The sequence below is a fragment of the Coprobacter tertius genome, assembly GCF_024330105.1.
Classification (GTDB): Bacteria; Bacteroidota; Bacteroidia; order Bacteroidales; family Coprobacteraceae; genus Coprobacter; species Coprobacter tertius.
Genome location: NZ_JANDHW010000004.1, coordinates 1 through 22,266, shown reverse-complemented (window position 1 = coordinate 22,266; position 22,266 = coordinate 1). Strand labels below are relative to the sequence as shown.

Annotated in this window: 23 protein-coding genes; 17 read left to right on the top strand and 6 right to left on the bottom strand. The window is 38.3% G+C overall.

Annotation, left to right across the window (positions count from 1 at the left end; genetic code table 11):
- Positions 1 to 148: 148 nt before the first annotated feature.
- The 4 genes from NMU02_RS05055 (at position 149) to NMU02_RS05040 (ending at position 2,843) form a co-directional block, all read left to right on the top strand.
- Complete coding sequence (locus NMU02_RS05055) at positions 149 to 1,063, top strand: bifunctional methionine sulfoxide reductase B/A protein (protein ID WP_255026573.1); 915 nt, start codon at positions 149 to 151, stop codon at positions 1,061 to 1,063.
- A gap of 190 nt (positions 1,064 to 1,253) precedes the next feature.
- Complete coding sequence (locus NMU02_RS05050) at positions 1,254 to 1,649, top strand: DUF8469 domain-containing protein (RefSeq protein WP_255026264.1); 396 nt, start codon at positions 1,254 to 1,256, stop codon at positions 1,647 to 1,649.
- Positions 1,650 to 1,776: 127 nt separating this feature from the next.
- The gene (locus NMU02_RS05045; RefSeq protein WP_255026263.1) at positions 1,777 to 2,292 is read left to right on the top strand and encodes a DUF4114 domain-containing protein; all 516 of its coding nucleotides are present in this window, start codon (positions 1,777 to 1,779) and stop codon (positions 2,290 to 2,292) included.
- Complete coding sequence (locus NMU02_RS05040; protein ID WP_255026262.1) at positions 2,289 to 2,843, top strand: LruC domain-containing protein; 555 nt, start codon at positions 2,289 to 2,291, stop codon at positions 2,841 to 2,843. The genes NMU02_RS05045 and NMU02_RS05040 overlap by 4 nt, the downstream gene beginning before the upstream one ends.
- Before the next feature lie 129 nt (positions 2,844 to 2,972).
- On the opposite strand, the gene NMU02_RS05035 is transcribed toward NMU02_RS05040, so the two are convergent.
- Positions 2,973 to 4,019, bottom strand: a complete 1,047-nt coding sequence (locus NMU02_RS05035) for a winged helix DNA-binding domain-containing protein (RefSeq protein ID WP_255026260.1) — start codon at positions 4,017 to 4,019, stop codon at positions 2,973 to 2,975.
- A gap of 98 nt (positions 4,020 to 4,117) precedes the next feature.
- A complete protein-coding gene (locus NMU02_RS05030; protein WP_255026258.1) occupies positions 4,118 to 4,399 on the bottom strand; it encodes a hypothetical protein in 282 nt (93 codons plus the stop codon).
- A gap of 209 nt (positions 4,400 to 4,608) precedes the next feature.
- Here NMU02_RS05030 and NMU02_RS05025 point away from each other — a divergent pair, with 209 nt between their 5' ends.
- The 3 genes from NMU02_RS05025 to NMU02_RS05015 all read left to right on the top strand — a co-directional run bounded on the left by NMU02_RS05025 (position 4,609) and on the right by NMU02_RS05015 (position 6,995).
- Complete coding sequence (locus tag NMU02_RS05025) at positions 4,609 to 5,385, top strand: IclR family transcriptional regulator (RefSeq protein ID WP_255026257.1); 777 nt, start codon at positions 4,609 to 4,611, stop codon at positions 5,383 to 5,385.
- A gap of 24 nt (positions 5,386 to 5,409) precedes the next feature.
- A complete protein-coding gene (locus tag NMU02_RS05020) occupies positions 5,410 to 6,072 on the top strand; it encodes a DUF1349 domain-containing protein (RefSeq protein WP_435522017.1) in 663 nt (220 codons plus the stop codon).
- Positions 6,073 to 6,398: 326 nt separating this feature from the next.
- Complete coding sequence (locus NMU02_RS05015; RefSeq protein WP_255026255.1) at positions 6,399 to 6,995, top strand: YqgE/AlgH family protein; 597 nt, start codon at positions 6,399 to 6,401, stop codon at positions 6,993 to 6,995.
- On the opposite strand, the gene NMU02_RS05010 is transcribed toward NMU02_RS05015, so the two are convergent.
- From NMU02_RS05010 to NMU02_RS04995, 4 genes are read right to left on the bottom strand one after another with little or no spacing between them, the layout of a single operon-like run.
- The gene (locus NMU02_RS05010; protein WP_255026250.1) at positions 6,983 to 7,525 is read right to left on the bottom strand and encodes a GNAT family N-acetyltransferase; all 543 of its coding nucleotides are present in this window, start codon (positions 7,523 to 7,525) and stop codon (positions 6,983 to 6,985) included. The genes NMU02_RS05015 and NMU02_RS05010 overlap by 13 nt on opposite strands.
- Positions 7,526 to 7,545: 20 nt before the next feature.
- Positions 7,546 to 8,715, bottom strand: a complete 1,170-nt coding sequence (locus tag NMU02_RS05005) for a glycosyltransferase family 2 protein (RefSeq protein WP_255026249.1) — start codon at positions 8,713 to 8,715, stop codon at positions 7,546 to 7,548.
- A gap of 59 nt (positions 8,716 to 8,774) precedes the next feature.
- Positions 8,775 to 9,398 carry a recombination mediator RecR gene (gene recR, locus NMU02_RS05000; RefSeq protein ID WP_255026247.1) on the bottom strand — a complete coding sequence of 208 codons (624 nt, stop codon included), beginning with the start codon at positions 9,396 to 9,398 and terminating at the stop codon, positions 8,775 to 8,777.
- A 15-nt stretch (positions 9,399 to 9,413) separates the two neighbouring features.
- Entirely contained in the window at positions 9,414 to 11,405 is a 1,992-nt protein-coding gene (locus tag NMU02_RS04995) for a fructose-1,6-bisphosphatase (protein WP_255026242.1), read from the bottom strand.
- A gap of 108 nt (positions 11,406 to 11,513) precedes the next feature.
- Here NMU02_RS04995 and yihA point away from each other — a divergent pair, with 108 nt between their 5' ends.
- From yihA to NMU02_RS04945, 10 genes are all read left to right on the top strand, one after another.
- Positions 11,514 to 12,116, top strand: a complete 603-nt coding sequence (yihA, locus tag NMU02_RS04990; RefSeq protein WP_255026240.1) for a ribosome biogenesis GTP-binding protein YihA/YsxC — start codon at positions 11,514 to 11,516, stop codon at positions 12,114 to 12,116.
- 160 nt (positions 12,117 to 12,276) lie between these two features.
- On the top strand, positions 12,277 to 12,744 hold the full coding sequence (locus tag NMU02_RS04985; RefSeq protein ID WP_255026236.1) for a nucleoside deaminase: 468 nt from the start codon (positions 12,277 to 12,279) through the stop codon (positions 12,742 to 12,744).
- A 69-nt stretch (positions 12,745 to 12,813) separates the two neighbouring features.
- Complete coding sequence (locus tag NMU02_RS04980) at positions 12,814 to 13,272, top strand: DUF4494 domain-containing protein (protein WP_255026234.1); 459 nt, start codon at positions 12,814 to 12,816, stop codon at positions 13,270 to 13,272.
- Positions 13,269 to 13,940, top strand: a complete 672-nt coding sequence (locus NMU02_RS04975; RefSeq protein ID WP_255026232.1) for a YggS family pyridoxal phosphate-dependent enzyme — start codon at positions 13,269 to 13,271, stop codon at positions 13,938 to 13,940. The genes NMU02_RS04980 and NMU02_RS04975 overlap by 4 nt, the downstream gene beginning before the upstream one ends.
- A gap of 21 nt (positions 13,941 to 13,961) precedes the next feature.
- A complete protein-coding gene (locus tag NMU02_RS04970) occupies positions 13,962 to 14,942 on the top strand; it encodes a dihydroorotate dehydrogenase-like protein (RefSeq protein WP_255026231.1) in 981 nt (326 codons plus the stop codon).
- A gap of 142 nt (positions 14,943 to 15,084) precedes the next feature.
- Positions 15,085 to 16,176, top strand: a complete 1,092-nt coding sequence (locus tag NMU02_RS04965; RefSeq protein ID WP_255026229.1) for an aldose epimerase family protein — start codon at positions 15,085 to 15,087, stop codon at positions 16,174 to 16,176.
- A 44-nt stretch (positions 16,177 to 16,220) separates the two neighbouring features.
- The gene (locus NMU02_RS04960) at positions 16,221 to 17,489 is read left to right on the top strand and encodes an MFS transporter (RefSeq protein WP_255026227.1); all 1,269 of its coding nucleotides are present in this window, start codon (positions 16,221 to 16,223) and stop codon (positions 17,487 to 17,489) included.
- A gap of 26 nt (positions 17,490 to 17,515) precedes the next feature.
- The gene (gene galK / locus NMU02_RS04955) at positions 17,516 to 18,661 is read left to right on the top strand and encodes a galactokinase (protein WP_255026565.1); all 1,146 of its coding nucleotides are present in this window, start codon (positions 17,516 to 17,518) and stop codon (positions 18,659 to 18,661) included.
- A 95-nt stretch (positions 18,662 to 18,756) separates the two neighbouring features.
- Positions 18,757 to 19,452 carry an NUDIX hydrolase gene (locus NMU02_RS04950; protein WP_255026223.1) on the top strand — a complete coding sequence of 232 codons (696 nt, stop codon included), beginning with the start codon at positions 18,757 to 18,759 and terminating at the stop codon, positions 19,450 to 19,452.
- 241 nt (positions 19,453 to 19,693) lie between these two features.
- The gene (locus tag NMU02_RS04945; protein WP_255026222.1) at positions 19,694 to 21,730 is read left to right on the top strand and encodes a transketolase family protein; all 2,037 of its coding nucleotides are present in this window, start codon (positions 19,694 to 19,696) and stop codon (positions 21,728 to 21,730) included.
- Positions 21,731 to 22,266 lie beyond the last annotated feature (536 nt).

Below are 22,266 nucleotides of genomic sequence, written 5' to 3'. Positions count from 1 at the left end.
AACTCCTGTAACCTGTAAGGTTACAGGAGTTTTTTTTGATATTTTATGATGAAAACAGATACAGGATGTTGAATTATTTTTTAATTTAGATCGAGAACTTAATTGAGTTGTAATAATACTGGATATGAATAAATCGATGGATATCAGAATGTGTTTTGTTTTGGTACTTATATTAATCGGAATGTTTAATTGTACATATGCTCAGAATATGAAAAAGTTAACTCCAGAGGAAGAACGGGTGATTGTAAATAAGGGAACTGAAGCTCCCTATACCGGTAAATATTATAATTTTAATGAAGATGGTACATATACTTGCAAGCGCTGTGGAACACCTCTGTACCGCTCGCATGATAAATTCGATTCGGGATGCGGGTGGCCGAGTTTTGATGATGAGATAAAAGGTGCAGTTAAGCGTGTACCCGATGCTGATGGCCGCCGTACCGAGATCATATGTGCTAAATGTGGGGCCCATTTGGGACATGTTTTTACCGGAGAAGGATTTACTTCGAAAAATACGCGCCATTGTGTAAATTCCATATCTCTCGAATTTACTCCGCTGGAGAAAATCAATATAGAGAAAAAGACAGAAACGGCAATATTTGCCGGAGGCTGTTTTTGGGGGGTAGAACATCTGATGGAACAAATCCCGGGAGTAATTTCCATCGAATCGGGATATATTGGAGGAACGATGCCGAATCCTACATATAAAGACGTATGTACAAAAAATACAGGTCATGCCGAAGCGGTACGTATCGTGTTCGATCCTTCTAAAGTAAGTTATGAAACGCTTGCTAAACGATTTTTCGAAATACACGATCCCGAACAAGCGAATGGTCAAGGACCTGATATAGGAAATCAGTACCGGTCTGAAATATTTTATACTACTCCTGCACAAAAGGAAACGGCCTTAAAACTTATCGATATTCTTAATAAAAAAGGATATCATGTCGTTACGAAAGTAACTCCTGCATCTGAGTTTTGGAAAGCCGAAGAATATCATCAGGGGTATTACGATAAAAACGGAAAGGAGCCTTATTGTCATCGGTATACCAAACGTTTCTGATTGTATAAAAATAAAAATGTTTACTTGTATTAAATAATTAATTCCAAACACAGTATTTGTGCAAATATGTTTCTTCTTGTATTATATTTGTAATATAATTTTTTGTTAAATATCTATGAAAAGGTGTCTAAGGTGTCTGATTTATGCAGCCGTTCTGGTTGCAGCAGTGAGTTGTTGAGATTAATTCGGATTGGAAAATTCCACAGATTCTATTCGTAAAAAGATTCAAGAAAGTTTTGATTTTAAAACGACTTATGCGTGTCCTGTTCGTTTAAATTACGGAAGGCAGGCCTATGTCGAAGTGTTTACGGAAAATCCTCTCGATGAGTATAGCAATAAAAAGGATATTACACCTGTTTATTGTGCCTATACCGATGAGAAAGGTGTGTTGAACAGTCGTATGGAAATTCCTGAAGCCTTAAAAAATAAGGAGGTATATGTATATACTGATGCAATCGGTATTCCGGGACTGGTACAAACAAAGATAAGTACTTCGGGACTCACGGTAGATATAAACAATACCTCTCGCGTGGAATTGGGGGGCACAATTATACGGAGTTGCCTTATGATCTTATTTCTAAAATAGAGGCGACATTACCTGAAGGAAAAAATAATACTTCGAAAGTAAAACTCGAAAATACCAATATCGTTGTTACAGAGGATTGTACTATCGATGCAATATTGTATATGAGTTTACAAATGGAAATAATACATTGGCATATTTTTATTATCCGACCGGAAAGAAACCTTTTTGGGTGCCGCGAGCTGAATTGATCACTGTATTTCCCGAGATGAAATATTCTGCCGGATTAAGGAGTGGTACTACTGTGAGGCTGAAATATTATGATGATGCACATCCTCAAGGAACAGAACGTTTTCCGGCCGGTGTAACGGTAGGTTGGGCGATATATCAAAAAGATATTTGGAATGCTCCTACATTTTATTCTCTTAAATCATTAAATCTGGATAAAAAGAACCATAATGTATTATTTCGTGACAAGGGGAACGAATTGTTGATATTCGGTTTTGAAGATTGGTATCTCAGTTTCGGAGATAAAGATTTTAACGATGTTCTTTTCTCTGTAAAAGCAAATCCTTTTAAAGCCGTAGATAATGAGGATATTCCTGATCTGGATGATCCGGACGAAGATAATGTGACAAAGAAAGAAACGGTATCGGGAACATTATTATTTGAAGATCTTTATCCTTATGAAGAGATTATGATATGAATGATGTTGTTGTAGAATATGAGATCTCAAAATATTTCGGGAAAAATAATAAAACTGAAAAACTGCATTGTGAGTTTACTCCTGTTTATGACGGAGGAACTAAAAGATCAGGATTTGGATTTGTAATAGATAATGCGTCGATAACTGCACGAGTTATCGACGCATCAGAATATCCATTGGATAATGTAAAAGATATCGTCTTGTTCGATAATAATGCTATGGTAGTAGGGAGGACTTTCAATGTCGATCTCGATATTGAACCAACAGATAAAGATGAGTTGATCGTTCCTTTTAATCCGTTTATATTTGTAGATGGAGATCGCTCGAAAGAGGTGCATCTCACTAAAATGAAACCTACCGCAAAGGCAAATCAGAAGGGATATTCCGAGTTCGCTAAAAAATATGTTACGGGAGGTAATTTCCCTTTTGCCATGAATATTCCTATTGTGAATTTTAAGGTATCTGAGGAAATGAAACGTATCGACTCCGAATATCCTTTATTTATTAAATGGGTAGAGGGTGATAAATCTATCGAATGGTATAAAAAATAAATACATAAATATTATAAAATCCCTTGTTGGAATTATCAATGTGAAGTGTACCCTAAAAGTTTTGTGTCCAACTTTTAGGGTGCATTTCAATGACGGTGGGAGATTTTATTTATAGTCTCGGCGATCAATTTATTTGTTTATAAAATCGATGTATCTATGCCGGGCCTTATTTAATAGCTCGTCGCTTATTTTAATCTCCGGATCAAATAAAGCTACGTCGATTTCTATTTTATTTTTTCTTACCGATTTGTTCCAATTTCCGATAATTTTTCCATTTAGGAGTATAACCGGGTAAAAAATTCCGAAACGGTTAAATGCTTTAGAATAATGTTTTTCTTCGAGAACAGGGGTTCTGCTTTTATATCCGATAAGCAGTTCGTCATATGAGGGCAGTAAATGTAAATACTCACAGGATGTTTGTTTGCAATTGTTACTATGATATACATACATGTCTTCCGTTTCCGTGTGGATTTTTGTAAGGTCGTTTTTTATGATATCGATCGCTTTTTTTGCATCGGTTGTCGTGAGCCCCGACCACCATACGAAATCTTCGAGGCTTGCCGGAGAATGACTTTTAAAATATTTTTTTGCCAGTATGCCCAAAGCTTCCTCATAATCGAATGAATGAGAAACGGGAACACGTTCATCGAGTAGAGCATAAGAAGGTTTTCCGTTTTTATCTTCACCGCTGCAAAGAATACCGTCTGTTTCGGCACGAATAATGTAATATCGGGCGTGGGCGTCATTTATTTTAATACCTTTCTTATTTAGTTCTTCACATATTTCTTGTCTTGTAAAACTTTTATTGCCTTCGAGTAATTTTATGATCGTATTGTTATAGATCATGTATTCTTTTTCTGAAATATTTAAGTTTCTGGCGAATGATTCATAAGCTTTTCTAATACGGCTACCGGATAATTTAAGCATCCATCGGATATCTTCGGCGGAGATGAAATGCCAGGTTGGACGTAAAATATGGGTGCGTAAAATACTTCCTTTCCGTATTGCTTCATTCACAGAATTAAGTGATCCTGATTGCAATCGGGAGCCGATAGCCCATTTGGCCATGCTATAATTTTGTGCTTGTATTGCACCCATCCACCCGACAAGATCCATAGGATCATCGAAACGAGGATCGATAAATTGGTGATTGAATGATCGTGTCGTTGCTATCATCGTTTTTTTCTTATTTGTATTAAGGTTAGGATCATATTTTTTCCCGCTTTTTCAGTGTTTAAAACGGAATTCTATTTGATGGATGAATAGTAAGTTTTTCAATTAGCGATTTTTACCGGTAAGGCATTCATTATACTGAAATCGACTCCTTGAATTTTTACGGGTAAGGGAGTGTTGTTATTTGCAATTTTTACAGGGATTTCGGTATAGTTGCCTGTTCCCACTATGCGTACGTCGACTATCTGATCGTATTGAGGTATGTTGGCAAGGTTCCGATTGGCATTTGCCGGAGTAATAAGATTGTAGTCGCGTGCAATTAAAATTATCAGACAAATGGCAATGATTGTGAGAATAGACTTTGTGTAAAGATCGGTTTTCATAATTGGGGTATTTTTTATCGATGATGGTCTCATCGGTTAGTATCTGATCAAAGATATGAATTTTTTTTAGCGTTTAGACATAATTACATTTTTAACTTATCGGGTTAATTAGTGTTACTTATTCTATTTTTTATTGATTTATTTATTTCAATAAATCATATCTTATTTATATTTGTAATTCTATTTAGAAATATTATTTCTATATGTAAATGAAAGAGTCGAAAAAATATCGCGTTCCTATGGTTGCTAAAGCGATGGAGTTATTAGAGACTTTATCGGATTATCCTTTGGGGTTAACGGTACAGGAAATGGTGGAAAAGCTCAAATATCCCAAAACTTCGGTTTATAAGACAGCGTGTACTTTATATGAAAAAGGGTATTTGGGCCGTGATAGGAACGAATATCGATTTTTTCTTTCCCGAAAATTGCTTCAACTCGGTTTGACGGCATTGGGAGAGACGGACATAATTGACCGTTCTATCTTGTATATGAAGAAATTGCGTGATGAATTGGGTGAAAGTATCATGATAGGAACGATGGGTGAAAATGAGGCCGTGCTTCTCGAACAAGTTACCGGAACGTATGATTTTGTTTTTACCTTAAAAGCAGGTATGCGTTTTAATTTATATTCTACTGCTCCGGGAAAGGTCATGTTCGCTTATTCTGGGGAAGATGTAATAAAAGAAAAATTGAGAAATATAAAAGCATTATACGACGGTTCATGTTCTTTACCTGATCCCGAGGTTTTTTTAAAGGAACTGGAAAAAATTAGAAAAGAGGGATTTGCCTCGGATTTGGAAGAGACTGTGCAGGGTGTTCATTGTATTGCAGCACCTGTATTCAACCAGTCGGGTAAAGCGGTTGCCTGTGTCTGGACATCCGGTCCATCGGGTCGGTTGCCAGAGAAAAATATAAAAGAGGTAGCCCTGAAAATCATGGGGTGCGCAGAGATGATTTCACGGAATTTAGGATATATATCGAAATAATTATAACCATTTAATAAGATGAAAATGAAAAGATGCAAATGGGTGACAATGTCCTTTGGGATATTAATGATGACGACTTTTACGGTTTCGGCCCAAAAACTCGAAAAAATGAATTGGTTTAACGAGCCTGCGCAATGGAGTATTCCCAATGCGAAAACGTTTAAGATGTATGTAACTCCGAAAACGGATTATTGGCGCATTACACATTATGGTTTTACGGTTGATGATGCCCCTTTTTACTATGCGGTATATGGAGGAGAATTCGAAGCCAAAGTTAAAATAAAGGGAGATTACAAAACGAATTTCGATCAGATGGGCCTGATGATAAGGGTAAACGAAGAGCAGTGGATAAAAACGGGAATAGAATTTGTCAGTGGAAATCAGAATATAAGTACGGTGGTTACTCATGGAACAAGTGACTGGAGTGTAATAAAGCTCGAAAATGCACCTCGTTTTATTTGGATAAAAGCAGTGCGCAGGCTCGATGCTGTTGAAGTTTTTTATTCATACGACGATAAAGAATATACCATGATGCGTACATGCTATTTGCAGGACAATATTCCCGTACAAGTAGGATTAATGGCTGCCTCTCCCGACGGAACGGGGTTTGAAGCCGTTTTTGAAGATTTTTCAGTAAAGCCTTTACCTGATAAACGTCGTTCGGAATGGGCTGAAAGACAACATTGATATATTGTATAGTCGATTAAATCCTCATGATAAAAGTCATGAGGATTTTTTGTAAATATCTGAAAAATATTTATCACGCTTCATGATAAATATGTGGTCTGTATCGATGAGTACGATATTTTTACTTTCGATATCGAAATAGAATATCCTCTAATATTCTAAAAAAAAGAGGGATAAGTGTTGCATATATCAAAAGCATTTTATATTTTTAGTCTCATGAACGGATAACAGGACCGGAAATTCCTGTTTTTATTTTATACCGTAAAATAATATCCGAGTCTTTGTAACAATTTATAAGTATAAAATTTAATGCCACAAAGAGATATATGAAATTGAAAGCAGGAATGTTCAATATCGCATTTAATAAGCTGGTACCCGAGCGCGGACGTTTGCTTATTTCTGAACCTCTTTTATCAGAAGCTTATTTCCAGCGGTCTGTTATTTTCCTTATCGAACATAATGATCAGGGAACAATGGGGCTGGTAGTGAATAAACCTTCAGGATTAGTTCTTAATCGGATTGTAGAAGGACTGGAAGATATTGATGAAATACCTGTATTTTGTGGAGGGCCCATGTCGTCGGACAGATTGTATTATTTACATACATTAGGACACTTGGTCCCTCATTCTATCGAAATATCCGATGGCTTGTATATCGGAGGAGATTTCGATGTAATTTTATCTTATTTGCGTAGTGGTAATAACATCGAACATAATATAAAATTTCTGGTCGGATATAGCGGTTGGTCTCCGGGGCAATTAATAGAAGAAATTGAAAATAAAGTATGGGTCGTTGCCGATAATATATCTCCCAAAGATTGTATTACGCAAGAAGGAGATTTGTTTTGGCGTTCCGTGGTACAATCGCTTGGTGAAAAATACCGTACTTGGTTGAATTATCCTAAAATGCCTTATCTTAACTGATTGTTTTCGGAGATCAGTTGCATGACAATCACATTTTCATAATTGTTTTCGTATTTATTTATCCAATCCTGTAATGTCGCTGTGTGTTTGAATCCGCATCCAGAGAATAGCTTTATACTTACAGAATTGTTTTCATTAATATAAGCATATAGCTGATGTAGATGTAACTTCCTGAAACCGTAATTGATCATGAGCTTCAGGGCTTCCTGGGCGTACCCTTTTTGTCTGAAATCGGGAAAAATAAGAATGCCGACATTGCTGCGTCTGTTTTGCGGATCGAAATCGGTAAAATCGATCATTCCTACGGTTTCTGCATCTGATTTTCGGCTGATCATGAGTCGAAGTTGTTTTGCCCGGTAGATATCTTCTTTGGCAGTCTTTAGATACTCGTGAAGAATATAACGGGAGAAAGGTGCGAATGTGTCTCCCGATTCCCATAAAGAGGTATCGTTTTCCCACTGATATAAAATATCGAGGTCTTCGGGCTCGGGAGCACGTAATTTCAATAAATTTCCGGTAAGATATTCCATTTTATCGTTTTTGTATTAGTTTAATATAGAATTTCTTCAGGAGATACGATGTTTCTGCTTTCTTGAGAAAAAATATAAAAATGGAGTGTTTTATCTCTCCATTCTTCCATACAGGAAATAATATCTTTATATGACATTGACCGGTTATCGAAAATAATATTCAATCCTTGCTTCTTTTTTTCAGATAGGATTTGTTTCAGGATATACGTTTTATTTCCGTTATCGGTAATTGAATAATGGTAGCTGGTCAAAATTTCTGCAATGTCTTTATTACTGCCTATAACAAACCATTTACGTTCGTTGGATCGTAAAAAAGAACGTCGGTTCCTTGTTGGATACAATATAATTCGTTTGAGAGCCGATAAGGATGCTCTGGCCCAGATTCCGGTTTTCAGAAAAATGATTCCTGTCGTTTGATAATGAGGATAGTGTTTCTGAACGAATATATGCATTGCGTCATAAAATATTCTCACATATTTCAACGATCCCTTTTTAGTACTTTCTCCTTTATAATGTATAATGCGTAGTGGTAAATAATAATTGTAATACCCAGATTTTGTGATCCGATATGAGAGATCGATATCTTCACCGTACATAAAAAAGTCTTCATCGAGTAATCCGCTTTTTTCAATTGCAGTCCTACGAAGTAACATAAATGCTCCTGATAAAACTTCTATTCGATGTGTCTCGTTTTCAGAAAGGTATTTTACATGATAGCGTCCGAATATTTTTGATTTGGGCAGCATGTAAGACAAACCTGTAACTTTGCAGAATGAAGTCCAGGGAGAAGGAAATCCTCTTTTCGACTCGGGTAAGAAATTACCTTGTCCGTCGAGCATTTTTACCCCTAAAGCACCGGCATCAGGCGTTTTCTCCATAAATGCAATGGCATCATCGAGCACTTCTTCACCAAGAACAGTATCGGGATTGAGTAAGAGTATATATTCACCTTTAGAAAGAGAGATTGCCAGATTATTAGCTTTAGCGAAACCGGTATTTTGTGCATTGGCTATAAATCGGACATCGGGGAAACGAGAAGGGAGATACGACATGGAATCATCCCCCGAAGCATTATCTACGACGATGATTTCCGAATCTAAATTCCGGCTTGCTTTTCTCACCGAAATCAGGCATTGTTCGAGAAAATGCCTTACGTTGTAATTTACAATTATAATACTAATTTTTGCCACTCAGTCGGTAATGATATATTACAAAAACGAATCGATTGTTGTTTTCGTATAATAAATTTTTAATTTTTGAAAGTTTCATTAAACGGGATTCGGTTTACGATAGAGCGCCCCAAAGTTACTTCGTCGGTATATTCGAGTTCGTCGCCGACAGAAACTCCCCGGGCTATGATTGATATATTTACATTGTAAGGGGCAAGCTTTCTGTATATGTAAAAGTTGGTAGTGTCCCCCTCCATTGTTGCGCTTAATGCCAATATCACTTCTTTGATTTCACCGGAAGCGACCCGGGAAACGAGAGAATCTATTTCGAGATCTGCAGGCCCGATGCCGTCCATCGGAGAAATAACGCCACCCAAAACGTGATAACGTCCTTTAAATTGATGGGTGTTTTCTACGACCATTACTTCTTTTATATTTTCTACCACACAAATTACCTTATCGTCACGAGAGGTATCTTCGCATAGCGAACAAATCTCTCTATCCGATATATTATGACAAACGCGGCAGTATTTAATTTCTTTGCGAAGTCGTATTATCGTGTTCCCGAAGTTTTCAACCTCTTCTTCTTCCTGACGTAGTAAATGTAAAACGAGGCGTAATGCGGTTTTGCGTCCGATACCGGGAAGTTTTGCAAACTCATTCACCGCATTTTCGAGAAGCGCCGAGGAATATTGCTGGCTCATGTATAATTTTTGTTTTTAAGATTTTTCTTTAATATATCCGTTTTGGTAAGCATATAAAAGCCTTTTTAAATCTGCAATCTGTGTTACCAGAGTTTTACCTATATCGGTATCTCGTACCATTTTACGCTGCGAGTTGAATTCGAGTACAAAACTGGTAGATATGATATCGATACCTTCTTCTATTGCTTTTTGAGTCGATTGAAAGGGTTCATGTTGCGTAAGCTGCAAACCTCGGGAATGATAGATGAGGGTATAACCTGCGATTCCGGTTTCCGACTGGTAAGCTTTAGAAAATCCGCCGTCGATAACCAACAGTTTTCCTCCGGCCTTCACCGGTTTTTCTCCCTGAATGGTTTTTACCGGAATATGGCCGTTGATTATATGCGAATGAGGATCATAAAGTTCGAATTCTTTGAGTATCATGTCGCATATATTCTCTTCGTTGCGTAATTCGTAGTAATATCCTTTTTTCTCTTTCGAGAGCGATTTATCATCGACGAAATACCTTTCGAAAGTAGCCATTTTGTCTTTGTCGAAAGACGGTGCGTTTTCTCCGCACCATAAATACCACATATAATCGAGAGCATACTGCTGTTCTTCCGAATCGGGATCTCCAAAATAAGCATTGCGTATAATTTGGTCGACTTTATCGAGTAATGATTTTCCGCTGTATTTTCTTCCGTAAATTTCTACCTCTTTAAACGATCCGTCTTTATTGAGTGGGATCGAAGCATGATAAAGCAAGTTAGAATTCATCACAAGATACATTCCGCCATGTGCATAAATCCACCGGATGTGCTTTCTGAGTTTTTCGCTGTTGATGAACGAATTCTTAAGTTTACGTATCAGTTCTTCTTCCTCTTCGGTAAGACAGAAAGGATTTTGAGGATCGATAGTCGGGAAAGAAGTATCTTTAAGCAGATAATCTTTTCCTTCGTAAACGAGAACTCCTTTTTCGTAATTTATTTTATCGAGTAGCAACCGTTTTTCCATCCCGAATTCCGGACGGTTGAGTATCAATTGGGATTCTAATTTGAATTGAATGATACTGATTGCTTTATGCATTTGTGCGATTAAACGGAGGGTTTTCTGATTATGTACCGAATCGGGGCCAGTTTTCGGCATAAACGGTTTGCAAGGATCATCTCCATACTGCTCCATCGCGAATGTGGCAAGAGGTAATAAGTTTATGCCGTAACCGTCTTCAATGGTTGCCAGATTGGCATATCTCATCGATAGTCGCAGTACGTTTGCGATACAACAGGAGTTACCGGCTGCTGCACCCATCCATAATATATCGTGATTTCCCCATTGTATATCTACATTGTGATAATTATACAAGGTATCCATGATAATATGAGCTCCGGGACCTCTGTCGTATATATCTCCTACAATGTGCAGTTTATCTATAATCAGCCTCTGTATAAGATTGCACATGGCGATAATAAAATGGTCGGCTCTACCGATAGAAATAATGGTAGATATGATTACGTTTACATAAACCTGTTTATTGGGATCGGATTGTGTTTCATGAAGGAGTTCCTGCAAAATGTAAGAAAACTCGGGCGGTAAAGCCTTTCTTACTTTCGAACGGGTATATTTAGACGAGACGTTCTGGCATACTTTAATTAATTGGTGTAGGGTAATCCTGTACCAGTCATCGATATCGTTTTCTTCAGCCTTTATCAGTTCGAGTTTCTGTTCAGGATAATAAATCAACGTACATAGTTCCTTCTTTTCATTTTCACGCAAAGTCTGTCCGAATATTTCATCTACTTTTCTACGTACCGAACCTGAAGCATTTTTAAGAACATGTTGAAAGGCTTCGTATTCGCCGTGTATGTCGGTGAGGAAATGTTCAGTTCCTTTAGGAAGATTTAATATAGCTTCCAGATTGATAATTTCGGTGCTTGCATCTGCAATGGTTGGGAAATTGTTCGATAATAATTGTAAATATCTCAGGTCGCTTAATACCGATTCTGCCGATATGGAATATGTCTGGTTCATATTAGGTTAAGTAATTTCGTTCTTCAAAAATAACCTTTTTTTCTGAAAAGGCGAGGCTCTATGGTGTTAAAGCTTTATATTTGCATTAATAAACGGTGAAACACAGCTATGGAAATTAAAGATGCCAAATTTGTAATCAGTAATACCGATGTAAGCAAGTGCCCGGCTACTGGATTACCGGAATATGCATTTATCGGACGGTCTAATGTAGGTAAGTCATCGCTTATTAATATGTTGACTAATCGGAAAGGGTTGGCAATGACTTCTTCGATGCCTGGGAAAACACAGCTCATTAATCATTTTATTATTAATAACGAATGGTATTTGGTCGATCTTCCGGGATACGGATATGCCCAAAGGGGTCGGGAAGGCCGCGAAAATATTCGGAAAATTATTGACGGATATATTCTTAACCGGCATGAAATGACCTGCCTTTTCGTTTTGATTGATTGCCGTCATGAGCCGCAGAAAATCGATCTTGAATTTATGAGATGGTTGGGTGAAAATGGAGTTCCTTTTTGTATTGTTTTTACCAAAACCGATAAATTAGGCTCTGTACGTGTACGGGAAAATATAGCTGCCTATAAAATGAGATTGCTTGAAGAATGGGAAGAGTTGCCGCCTGTATTTGCAACTTCATCCGAGAAGAAAGTAGGTAGGGACGAAATTCTCGATTATATTGAAGAAATAAATAAATCGATAGGCCGGTGACAGTTTTTTATGAATTTCCCGAGGGGGTTTAAAATTTCTAAAAAAGAGGGAAAAGCAGACGATATCTTTTATATTTGTATTTCTATGGCCTTTAAACATATCTCAAATAAAAAGATAATCATCGGGTATCGCCTAAAGGCTGAGTAAAACAAGAGACATTATGACAAAAAATGATTTTATGAGAGAAGCGATTGCTATCTCTATTGCCAACGTTGACAACGGGGGCGGTCCTTTTGGGGCAGTCATTGTGAAAAATAATGAAATTATTGCCCGGGGAGCAAACCGGGTTACCGCAGACAATGATCCTACGGCACATGCCGAAGTAAGTGCGATTCGTAAAGCAGCGGAAAAGTTGGGAACATTTGATCTCAGCGGTTGTGAGATATATACCTCTTGTGAACCTTGCCCGATGTGTTTAGGTGCGATTTATTGGGCGCGCCTCGATAAAATGTATTATGCCAATACCAAGACCGATGCCAAGAATATCGGTTTCGATGATTCGTTTATTTATGACGAACTCGATCTTAAGCCTGCCGACAGGCATCTTCCTTCCGAAACGCTTTTACATGATGAAGCAATAAAAGCTTTCGAAAAATGGGAAAATAAATGTGATAAAACCGAATACTGATATAGGCGTGATGACGAATCTTTGTATAGTTTGTCGTCACGTTTTTAAATTAAAATAAAGAAAGAAGAAATGAATAATTGGTTCGAATGCAAGGTAAAATATGATAAAACCCTCGAAAACGGGATGCAGAAAAAAGTGACCGAACCTTATATGGTGGATGCATTATCATTTACCGAAGCGGAAGCCCGTATTATTAAAGAAATAACGCCATTTATTTCGGGTGATTTTTCGGTAGCTAACATAAAAAGAGCGAATATAAGCGAATTGTTTTTTGATGAAACCGGAGACCGGTGGTACAAGTGTAAAGTGAATTTTATTACACTTGATGAAAAGAGCGGAATGGAAAAGAAAACAGCGAGTTATATGTTGGCTCAGGCAGCCGATTTACCTCAGGCTCTCGAAAACCTGATCGAAGGAATGAAAGGCACTATGGCTGATTATGAAATTGCATCGATTACGGAGACGGCAATAATGGATATCTATCCTTACGCTGTTGATGAAGAACCGGTAGACAGACCTAAGGAATGAATACGATCGGAGAAAATATAGCGGAAGTAGTCGAGTCTCTGCCGGAAAATATACGGTTGGTCGCTGTTTCTAAATTTCATCCGGTTTCGGCAATAGAAGAGGCTTATCAAAGCGGTCAACGTATATTTGGCGAAAGTAAAGTACAGGAGTTATTGCAAAAACAAACTGTACTGCCGACCGATATCGAGTGGCACTTTATCGGACATTTGCAAAGAAATAAAGTAAAAATGATCGTTCCTTTTATTTCCTTGATACATAGTGTCGATTCTCCGCAATTATTGGCCGAAATCGACAAATGTGGTAAAGCCGCCGATCGTATTGTGAATTGTCTTCTCGAGATACATATTGCATCGGAAGAATCTAAATACGGTTTTACATATGATCGCTGTATCTCTTTTTTGGAGGAAGGAAGTTGGAAAGACTTTACCCATGTACGTATTTGTGGGGTAATGGGTATGGCTACCTTTACCGATAATCTTGAACAGGTTGCCAAAGAATTTGCCGGGTTGAAACAATTTTACGATAAAATAAAAAATAGATATTTCGGAGATAAAGATTACTTTAAGGAAATATCGATGGGTATGTCCCAAGACTATCATGTTGCTGTAAAAGAGGGAAGTACGCTTGTACGTGTAGGTAGTCGTATTTTTGGTGAAAGAAAATACTGAAATAATAAATTAGAACTTACTATGGCGTTATTACAGACAAAATATGCAGGTCTTACATTACGTAATCCGATCATTATAGCCAGTTCGGGTTTAACCGATAGTCTAGAAAAAATAAAAGATCTGGAAAGGGCCGGAGCCGGAGCTATAGTGCTTAAATCTCTTTTTGAGGAACAAATTCTAATGCGGTCGGAGGAATTGATGAATATGTCCGATGCCTATCCCGAAGCCTATGACTACATTAACGAATATGTAAGGGTAAATGATATAAATAATTACCTTAATTTAATTCGGGAGACGAGGCAATACTGTTCAATTCCCATTATCGCAAGTGTAAATTGTTATGATATGGGTAGTTGGGCCCGGTTTGCCCGTGAGATTGAGGCTGCCGGAGCAGATGCTATCGAGCTGAATATTCTTAGGATTTCTACGAAAATCGATGAAAAATATGGTTTATATGAACAATTACACATCGATATTTTGAAATCGGTTAAAAAAGAAGTAAAAATACCGGTTACCGTAAAACTGGGACAACGTTTCAGTAATGTTGTTTCGATGGTGAATCAGTTAAAGGCCAATGCGGCTGACGGAGTGGTTCTTTTTAACCGGTTTTACCAGCCCGATATCGATATACACAAACTGCAGTTTATGTCGGGTACGGTATTTAGCTGTTCTACTGATTTTTGTAATACGATTCGCTGGATTGGAATTGTTTCGGGACAGATTCCTGATATGACATTGGCTGCATCTACCGGTATTCATGAACCTGAAGCCGTTATAAAAGCCTTGTTGGCCGGGGCTTCTGCAGTAGAAATTTGCAGTGTATTGTATCAGCACGGAAACGCTATTATATCTCAAATGCTTTCGGTTCTCGACGAATGGATGCAAGTAATGGGATTTGATAGTATCGATGAGTTTCGGGGGAAGATGAATTTTAGCAATGTCGGAGATCAGTCTCATTATGAACGGGTACAGTTTATGAAATATTTTTCTAACAGAGATTGATAGATCCAGATGAGTAGAAAAGTCTCATCAAAAGAGAAAAGGTTATGTTTTATAACATATATCATAATGGTATATTTTAGATATTAAGCGTTAATTTTACACCCATTAATGGGATTAATTTATATTTAATACGTGTTATAACATGGAAAACACAAAGGCTACTGGTGAAGCGACCGCTTCGGGGTTGATTAAAAGTAATTTTGATACTGTTATCAACGGGAAAGAGGTGCGTTTATATATTCTTTCCAATAATAAAGGAGCCGAAATATGTATTACAAATTTTGGTGGAATTGTCGTATCCCTGAGCGTTCCCGATAAAAATGGAAAACTTACCGATGTGGTTTTAGGGCATTCGAGTATAAAGAATTATCTTAATTCTCCTGAAAAATATTTAGGTGCACTGATCGGGCGATATGGTAATCGTATTAAACGGGGTGAATTCGAGCTCGACGGAAAAGCTTATAAAGTAAGGTCGAATAATCCGGATTGTGCATTGCACGGTGGAATAACCGGATATAATAATGTCGTTTGGGATGCTGTTCAGAACGATAAAAATTCACTCGATTTAACCTATGTGTCTGCTGATGGTGAAGAAGGGTTTCCCGGAACGCTTACTATAAAGGTACGTTATACGCTTACCGATGAAAACGAGATGAAAATAGAATATTCAGCGACTACAGATAAAGCAACCGTGGTAAATCTTACTCATCATTCGTTTTTTAATTTGAACGGAGACGGGGAGGGGGAAATAACGAATCATCGGGTAACGATAGATGCGGGATTTTATACTCCTATGGATGATAAGTCGGTTCCTACCGGTGAAATCAGCCGGGTAGAGGGGACCCCGATGGATTTTCGTACTCCTTTTGTAGTAGGAGAACGTATCGATGCTGATTTCGATCAGTTGAAATTCGGTAAGGGTTATGATCATAACTATGTTTTAAGGAAGAGTTGGCCCGGAGAATTATCGTTTGCGGCAGCGGCGGTTTCTCCTAAAACGGGTATTTCTATGGAAGTATATACAACCGAACCCGGAGTACAATTATATACGGGTAACTGGCTGAATGGCTTCGAAGGAAAACAAGGAAGGCGATATACCGAACGTACTGCTATATGTTTCGAGACGCAACATTTCCCCGATTCTCCCAATAATCCGCATTTCCCATCGACAGTATTGCGACCGGGTGAAAAGTATACGCAGACGTGTATATATAAATTCGGAATAGAAAAGTAAGAAATTTAAATCTCCTTTAATAAATAATTTAACCTTAAGAAAATATGAATTCGACTAAACAAAAAAATTATGCATTGCCTATTGCAATGATGTTCGCGCTGTTTTTTATGATTGCATTTGTAACGGGGCTTCAGAATCCGTTAGGGTTAATCGTAAAAGATCAGTTTTCACTTTCTAATTTCCAGTCTCAGTTCGGTAATTTAGCTAATTTCCTGGCTTATGCTTGTATGGGAATTCCATCGGGAATTCTTTTACAAAGAATCGGTTATAAGAAAACAGCTTTGTTGGCGATTGTAGTTGGTTTTACCGGGGTAGGTATTACTTTTATTTCCGGACTGATGGCTAATTTTATCGTTTATTTATTGGGCGCATTCGTAGCCGGTTTCTCTATGTGTATGCTTAATGCTGTTGTAAATCCGATGTTGAATACACTGGGTGGCGGTGGCAATAAAGGAAACCAGCTGATACAATTCGGTGGTTCTATCAATTCGATTGCAGCAACCCTTGCTCCTGTGTTGGGCGGTTATCTGATCGGAGATATTGTTGGTGCTAAAATAACGAATGCCAATCCTGTATTTTTCTTGGCAATGGGTATTTTTGCGCTTACATTTATCGTTCTTTATTTTGCACAGATACCGGAACCTTTTGTTTCTAAAAAAGAAAAGACAAAGGAAAAGGATAAATACAGTCCGTTATCATTCCGTCATTTTGTATTAGGTATGATCTGTATTTTTATTTATGTAGGTGTCGAAGTGGGTATACCTAATATTATGAATCTTTTCATGACTAATCAGGTGATGATAGATGCTACTATTGCCGGTAGTGTTGTAGGTACTTATTGGTTTCTGATGATGATCGGTCGTTTTCTCGGCGGACTTGTTGGTGCAAAAATATCCAGTAAAGTAATGTTGACGGTGGTAGCTACGGTAGGTTTATTATTAATTATCTCGGCTATATTCATGCCGGTAACCATGATGGAGATGCCGGTATTCAAGAGCGATATTTCGTTCGGAATGGCAGAAGTTCCGGTAAATTGTTTGTTATTCGTACTTTGCGGTTTATGTACTTCTGTCATGTGGGGTGGTATTTTCAATCTGGCAGTAGAAGGATTAGGTAAATATACTTCAGCTGCTTCAGGATTCTTTATGATGATGGTTTGTGGTGGCGGTATTCTTCCTGCTATCCAGGGAGGCATGGCCGACGCTTTCGGATATATCGACAGTTATTGGCTGATTGCAGCAGGATTTGTTTACATGTTGTTCTATGCGTTAGTGGGTAGCAAAAACGTGAACAAGAATATTCCTGTAGATTGAATCGTTGACAAATAAAAAATAGAATGATGAAACGCAAAATAGTAAGTGAAAAATTTCAGGAGTTATTCGGAACTCCCGGTGATTTTTATTTTTCTCCCGGTCGTGTAAATCTTATTGGAGAACACACCGATTATAACGGGGGGTTTGTACTTCCCGGTGCGATCGATAAGGGGATGCTGGCTTGTATAAAAGAAAACGGTACCGATAAGATTCGTGCTTTTGCCGTTGATCTTAATGAGTATGAGGAGTTTGGTATGGAAGAAGCCGATAAGCCCGAACAAAGCTGGGCTCGATATATATTCGGCGTAGTACGCGAGATTACTAAACGGGGTGGTAAGGTAAAGGGTTTCGATACGGCTTTCTCCGGAGATGTTCCTTTGGGGGCTGGTCTTTCATCTTCTGCTGCTCTTGAAAGTACTTATGCTTTCGCTTTAAATGAAATTTTCGGGCTGGGTATCGACAAATTCGAATTGGCTAAAATCGGGCAGGCAACCGAACACAATTATTGTGGGGTGAAATGTGGTATTATGGACCAGTTTGCCTCGGTATTCGGCAAGGAAGGTCATCTGATACGTCTCGATTGCCGTTCACTCGAATATGAATATGTTCCTTTCGATCCCGTAGGGTATAAAGTCGTGCTTATCGATTCGGTAGTAAAACACGAGTTAGCGTCTTCGGCATATAACAAACGCCGCGAGTCTTGTGAGACGGTTGTGAAAGCGATACAAAAAAGACATCCTGAAGTAGAATTGCTTCGTGATGCGGATATGAATATGCTGGCCGAAGTAAAAGGCGAGGTATCGGCAGAAGATTATATGCGTGCAGAATATGTGATCGAGGAAATACAACGTTTGCTTGACGCCTGTGCGGCATTGAAGAGAGGTGATTATAAAACCGTTGGTGAAAAGATGTACGGTACGCACCATGGAATGAGTAAATTATATGAAGTCAGCTGCGAAGAACTCGATTTCTTGAACGACATTGCAAAAGAATGTGGTGTAACAGGTTCTCGGGTGATGGGAGGTGGATTCGGAGGTTGTACGATCAATCTCGTTCCCGAGGATAAGTACGATATGTTTATTGATAAAGCTGTAAAAGAATTTACCCATAAATTCGGTAAAGAACCCAAAGTATATCCGGTGCGTATAGGAAATGGTTCCCGTAAATTGTAACGGATAAAAATTAAAAAGGACGTCTGCAAAGATCTCATGATCTTTGCGACGTCCTTTTCATATAAATGATTATAAATGCTTTAAATCTATACCGAATGAATTCTGTCAACTTTTATCAGGGTCAATCTCGTTTTTTAATTGCGGTAGATTGCGTTATATTGGGATTTATCGGAAATGAAATAAAATTATTAACCTTTCGAAGAAAGATTGAGCCTAACCAAGGAGGGCTTTCTTTGTTGGGCGGATTTATGTCGGATAATGAGGATATCGATCAGGCCGCGAGCCGGGTTGTAAAAAATCTCACCGGTCTCGAGAATGTTTATATGGATCAGGTAGCCGCTTACGGGAAAATTAATCGTGATCCCGGAGAAAGAGTAATTTCAGTGGCTTACTATGCACTTATTAATATCGATGATTATAAAAACAGTATTATAGCAGATAGTGGAGCAAAATGGGTCAACCTCGAACGGATAGATGAGCTTATTTTCGATCACAAGCAAATGGTATGCGATGCGATTGTAAAATTACGTAGACAGGCAGCTTTATTTCCGATAGGTTTTAATTTATTACCTGAGCGTTTTACGCTTACCCAACTGCAAATGTTGTATGAATCGATTTATGGAGAAAAACTCGATAAACGAAACTTTAGGAAAAAAATATTGGGGATGGGGATTCTTGAACGACTCGACGAAAAGGATAAGATTAATTCGAAACGAGGGGCATATTATTTTGTATTCAATAAAGAAAAATATCATAGAATGCTCGAAAAGGGCTTTGTTTTCGCAATTTAGATTTTTTTCTAAATAAATGAAAGATTATTTTTTCTTTTGAAGAAAATAATAAAAACAATCGTTACTGTCGGGTTGTTGCTTATATGATAATCAGGAAGAAATAAATGATCTTATAACTTTTGCTTTTGTAAGTATAAGCCTTTTGGCTTTGCAAAAACACATGGAATATCATTTTTTTGATAGTTTTGTTTTTTACAGTTATTAAGAATAATCATTATCTTTGTATCAAAATAGTTTATCTATGAATAATGATTTAACCGTACTGAATAAAGCGGCTGATAATATACGTATATTGGCTGCATCGATGGTCGAAAAGGCCAAATCGGGACATCCCGGGGGTGCTATGGGTGGTGCTGACTTTGTGAATGTTTTGTTCTCAGAGTTTTTGGTATATGATCCGGCCGATCCTAACTGGATAAATCGGGATCGTTTTTTTCTCGATCCGGGGCATATGTCACCTATGTTATATTCTGTGCTTGCACTGTCGGGTAAGTTTACGATAGATGAACTGAAAAATTTCCGTCAGTGGGGGAGTTCTACTCCCGGACATCCGGAGGTGAATGTAGCAAAAGGCATTGAAAATACATCGGGACCATTAGGGCAAGGTCATACTATGGCTGTAGGCGCTGCGATTGCCGAACGTTTTATGGCCGCTCGTTTTGGCGAATGGATGACTCATAAAACTTATGCTTTTATTTCAGATGGAGGCATTCAGGAAGAAATTTCTCAGGGCGCAGGACGTATCGCCGGCTATTTGGGGCTGAATAACCTGATTATGTTTTATGACAGCAATGATATACAATTATCCACCGATACTAATGCCGTTACACATGAGGATACGGCCGAAAAATACCGGGCATGGGGTTGGAACGTACTTTCTATCGATGGTAATAATGCCGAAGAAATACGGGCTGCTTTAACAGAGGCAAATCAGGAAAAACGTCGTCCGACACTGATTATCGGAAAAACCGTAATGGGAAAAGGCGCTCTTACCGAAGACGGGTCCTCGTTCGAACGTCAGGTTTCTACTCATGGGCAACCATTGAGTGCAGCCGGAGTTTCTGTAAAGAAAACAATTGAAAATTTGGGTGGCGATCCTGAAAATCCATTCGTCATATTTCCCGAAGTGGCGCAATTATACGCTGGCCGTAAAACCGAGCTCGAAAAAATTGCGGCCGATCGTAAAGCAAAAGAAGCGACTTGGGAAAAAGAAAATCCCGATCAGGCTAAAAAACTGAAAGAATATTTTTCGGGTAGAGTTCCCGATATCGATTATAAAGCGATACAACATAAACCCGATCAGGCGACAAGAGTGGCGTCAGCTGATGTTCTTTCTGTATTTGGAGAACAAGTCGGAAATATGGTCGTATCGTCTGCAGACCTCGCGAACTCGGATAAGACCGACGGTTTCCTGAAAAAAACGCATGCGTTTGCGAACGGGGATTTTACAGGAGCTTTCTTGCAGGCCGGTGTCAGCGAACTTACGATGGCCGCTATTATGAACGGGATGGCTCTGCACGGTGGAATTATTCCTGCCTGTGGTACTTTCTTCGTATTCTCCGATTATATGAAACCGGCGGCTCGGTTAGCGGCTCTTATGGAAGTACCGGTCAAATATGTATGGTCGCATGACGCATTTCGTGTCGGCGAAGATGGTCCTACGCATCAACCTGTAGAACAAGAGGCCCAAATACGTTTGCTCGAACAACTGAAAAATCACAGTGGAAAGAACAGTATGTTGGTGCTGCGCCCTGCTGATAGTGCTGAAACGACTGTTGCCTGGAAAATGGCGATGGAAAATACATCTACGCCGACAGCACTTATTTTGTCACGGCAAAATATTAAAGATTTACCGGCTGTATCGGGAGATCGATATGACGAAGCTTTACAAGCACAGAAGGGAGCTTATATTTTATTGAAAGATGAAAATCCGGATGTCGTTTTGGTAGCTAACGGTTCTGAGGTTTCTACTCTTGTGGCGACCGTGCCGACGTTGAGAGAAAACGGAATAAAAGTGCAAGTCGTATCAGCTCCTTCCGAAGGTCTTTTCTTTGAGCAGAGTAAAGAGTATCGTGAATCGGTTATTCCTGGCGGATTGCCTGTATTTGGTCTTACGGCCGGATTACCGTCAACCTTAGCTCGTTTAGTGGGTCCTAACGGTGTTGTATGGGGTGTCGATCATTTCGGATATTCAGCGCCCTTTAAAGTATTGGATGAAAAATTCGGATTTACTCCCGAAAATGTATTGCATCAGGTAAAAATGTTGCTGAAGAAATAAGGGTAATTTTCTATAATAGTAAAAAAGGTATTCGGCACGAATACCTTTTTTTATGAGTCGGTGATTATTATTGGAGAGTGATGATTCTTTTGTGGATTTGGCGGTAGGATCCCTTCGTTGTTACACAGAAGTATAAAGGTGGGCTTTAGGATGATATAAAACACCCTATCATGATGAGCATTAATGAAATATCTCTTGAAAATAGCGATTTGGCAATGCTGAGGGTATAATTAATATATATTAAAATATTACTTCCTATTTTCTATTAAAATTATTTGTTAGGAGCTAAAATTTAATTACTTTTGCGCTTGTGTTAAATGATTAATAGCAAAATATTTATTATGAATGGCATAAGCGATTGTTTTGTAACGGGTAAATTATTCCTGTTTTATAGGATTAGAAAAATAAGAAAGTCCGATATTTTTATGCCTGAAAATTTGGAAATTCGGGAATTATTGTTAACACACACACACACACACACACACACACACACACACACACACACACACACAATTGTGATGTAAGCAAGCCATTAT

What these genes read in the sequence shown, in the direction of transcription:
- NMU02_RS05055 (WP_255026573.1), top strand. Translation starts at nt 149, where the DNA reads ATGTGTTTTGTTTTGGTACTTATATTAATCGGAATGTTTAATTGTACA.
- NMU02_RS05040 (WP_255026262.1), top strand. Translation starts at nt 2,289, where the DNA reads ATGAATGATGTTGTTGTAGAATATGAGATCTCAAAATATTTCGGGAAA.
- NMU02_RS05035 (WP_255026260.1), bottom strand. Translation starts at nt 4,019, where the DNA reads ATGATAGCAACGACACGATCATTCAATCACCAATTTATCGATCCTCGT.
- NMU02_RS05030 (WP_255026258.1), bottom strand. Translation starts at nt 4,399, where the DNA reads ATGAAAACCGATCTTTACACAAAGTCTATTCTCACAATCATTGCCATT.
- NMU02_RS05025 (WP_255026257.1), top strand. Translation starts at nt 4,609, where the DNA reads ATGAAAGAGTCGAAAAAATATCGCGTTCCTATGGTTGCTAAAGCGATG.
- NMU02_RS05020 (WP_435522017.1), top strand. Translation starts at nt 5,410, where the DNA reads ATGAAAAGATGCAAATGGGTGACAATGTCCTTTGGGATATTAATGATG.
- NMU02_RS05015 (WP_255026255.1), top strand. Translation starts at nt 6,399, where the DNA reads ATGAAATTGAAAGCAGGAATGTTCAATATCGCATTTAATAAGCTGGTA.
- NMU02_RS05010 (WP_255026250.1), bottom strand. Translation starts at nt 7,525, where the DNA reads ATGGAATATCTTACCGGAAATTTATTGAAATTACGTGCTCCCGAGCCC.
- recR (WP_255026247.1), bottom strand. Translation starts at nt 9,398, where the DNA reads ATGAGCCAGCAATATTCCTCGGCGCTTCTCGAAAATGCGGTGAATGAG.
- NMU02_RS04995 (WP_255026242.1), bottom strand. Translation starts at nt 11,405, where the DNA reads ATGAACCAGACATATTCCATATCGGCAGAATCGGTATTAAGCGACCTG.
- yihA (WP_255026240.1), top strand. Translation starts at nt 11,514, where the DNA reads ATGGAAATTAAAGATGCCAAATTTGTAATCAGTAATACCGATGTAAGC.
- NMU02_RS04985 (WP_255026236.1), top strand. Translation starts at nt 12,277, where the DNA reads ATGACAAAAAATGATTTTATGAGAGAAGCGATTGCTATCTCTATTGCC.
- NMU02_RS04980 (WP_255026234.1), top strand. Translation starts at nt 12,814, where the DNA reads ATGAATAATTGGTTCGAATGCAAGGTAAAATATGATAAAACCCTCGAA.
- NMU02_RS04975 (WP_255026232.1), top strand. Translation starts at nt 13,269, where the DNA reads ATGAATACGATCGGAGAAAATATAGCGGAAGTAGTCGAGTCTCTGCCG.
- NMU02_RS04970 (WP_255026231.1), top strand. Translation starts at nt 13,962, where the DNA reads ATGGCGTTATTACAGACAAAATATGCAGGTCTTACATTACGTAATCCG.
- NMU02_RS04965 (WP_255026229.1), top strand. Translation starts at nt 15,085, where the DNA reads ATGGAAAACACAAAGGCTACTGGTGAAGCGACCGCTTCGGGGTTGATT.
- NMU02_RS04960 (WP_255026227.1), top strand. Translation starts at nt 16,221, where the DNA reads ATGAATTCGACTAAACAAAAAAATTATGCATTGCCTATTGCAATGATG.
- galK (WP_255026565.1), top strand. Translation starts at nt 17,516, where the DNA reads ATGAAACGCAAAATAGTAAGTGAAAAATTTCAGGAGTTATTCGGAACT.
- NMU02_RS04950 (WP_255026223.1), top strand. Translation starts at nt 18,757, where the DNA reads ATGAATTCTGTCAACTTTTATCAGGGTCAATCTCGTTTTTTAATTGCG.
- NMU02_RS04945 (WP_255026222.1), top strand. Translation starts at nt 19,694, where the DNA reads ATGAATAATGATTTAACCGTACTGAATAAAGCGGCTGATAATATACGT.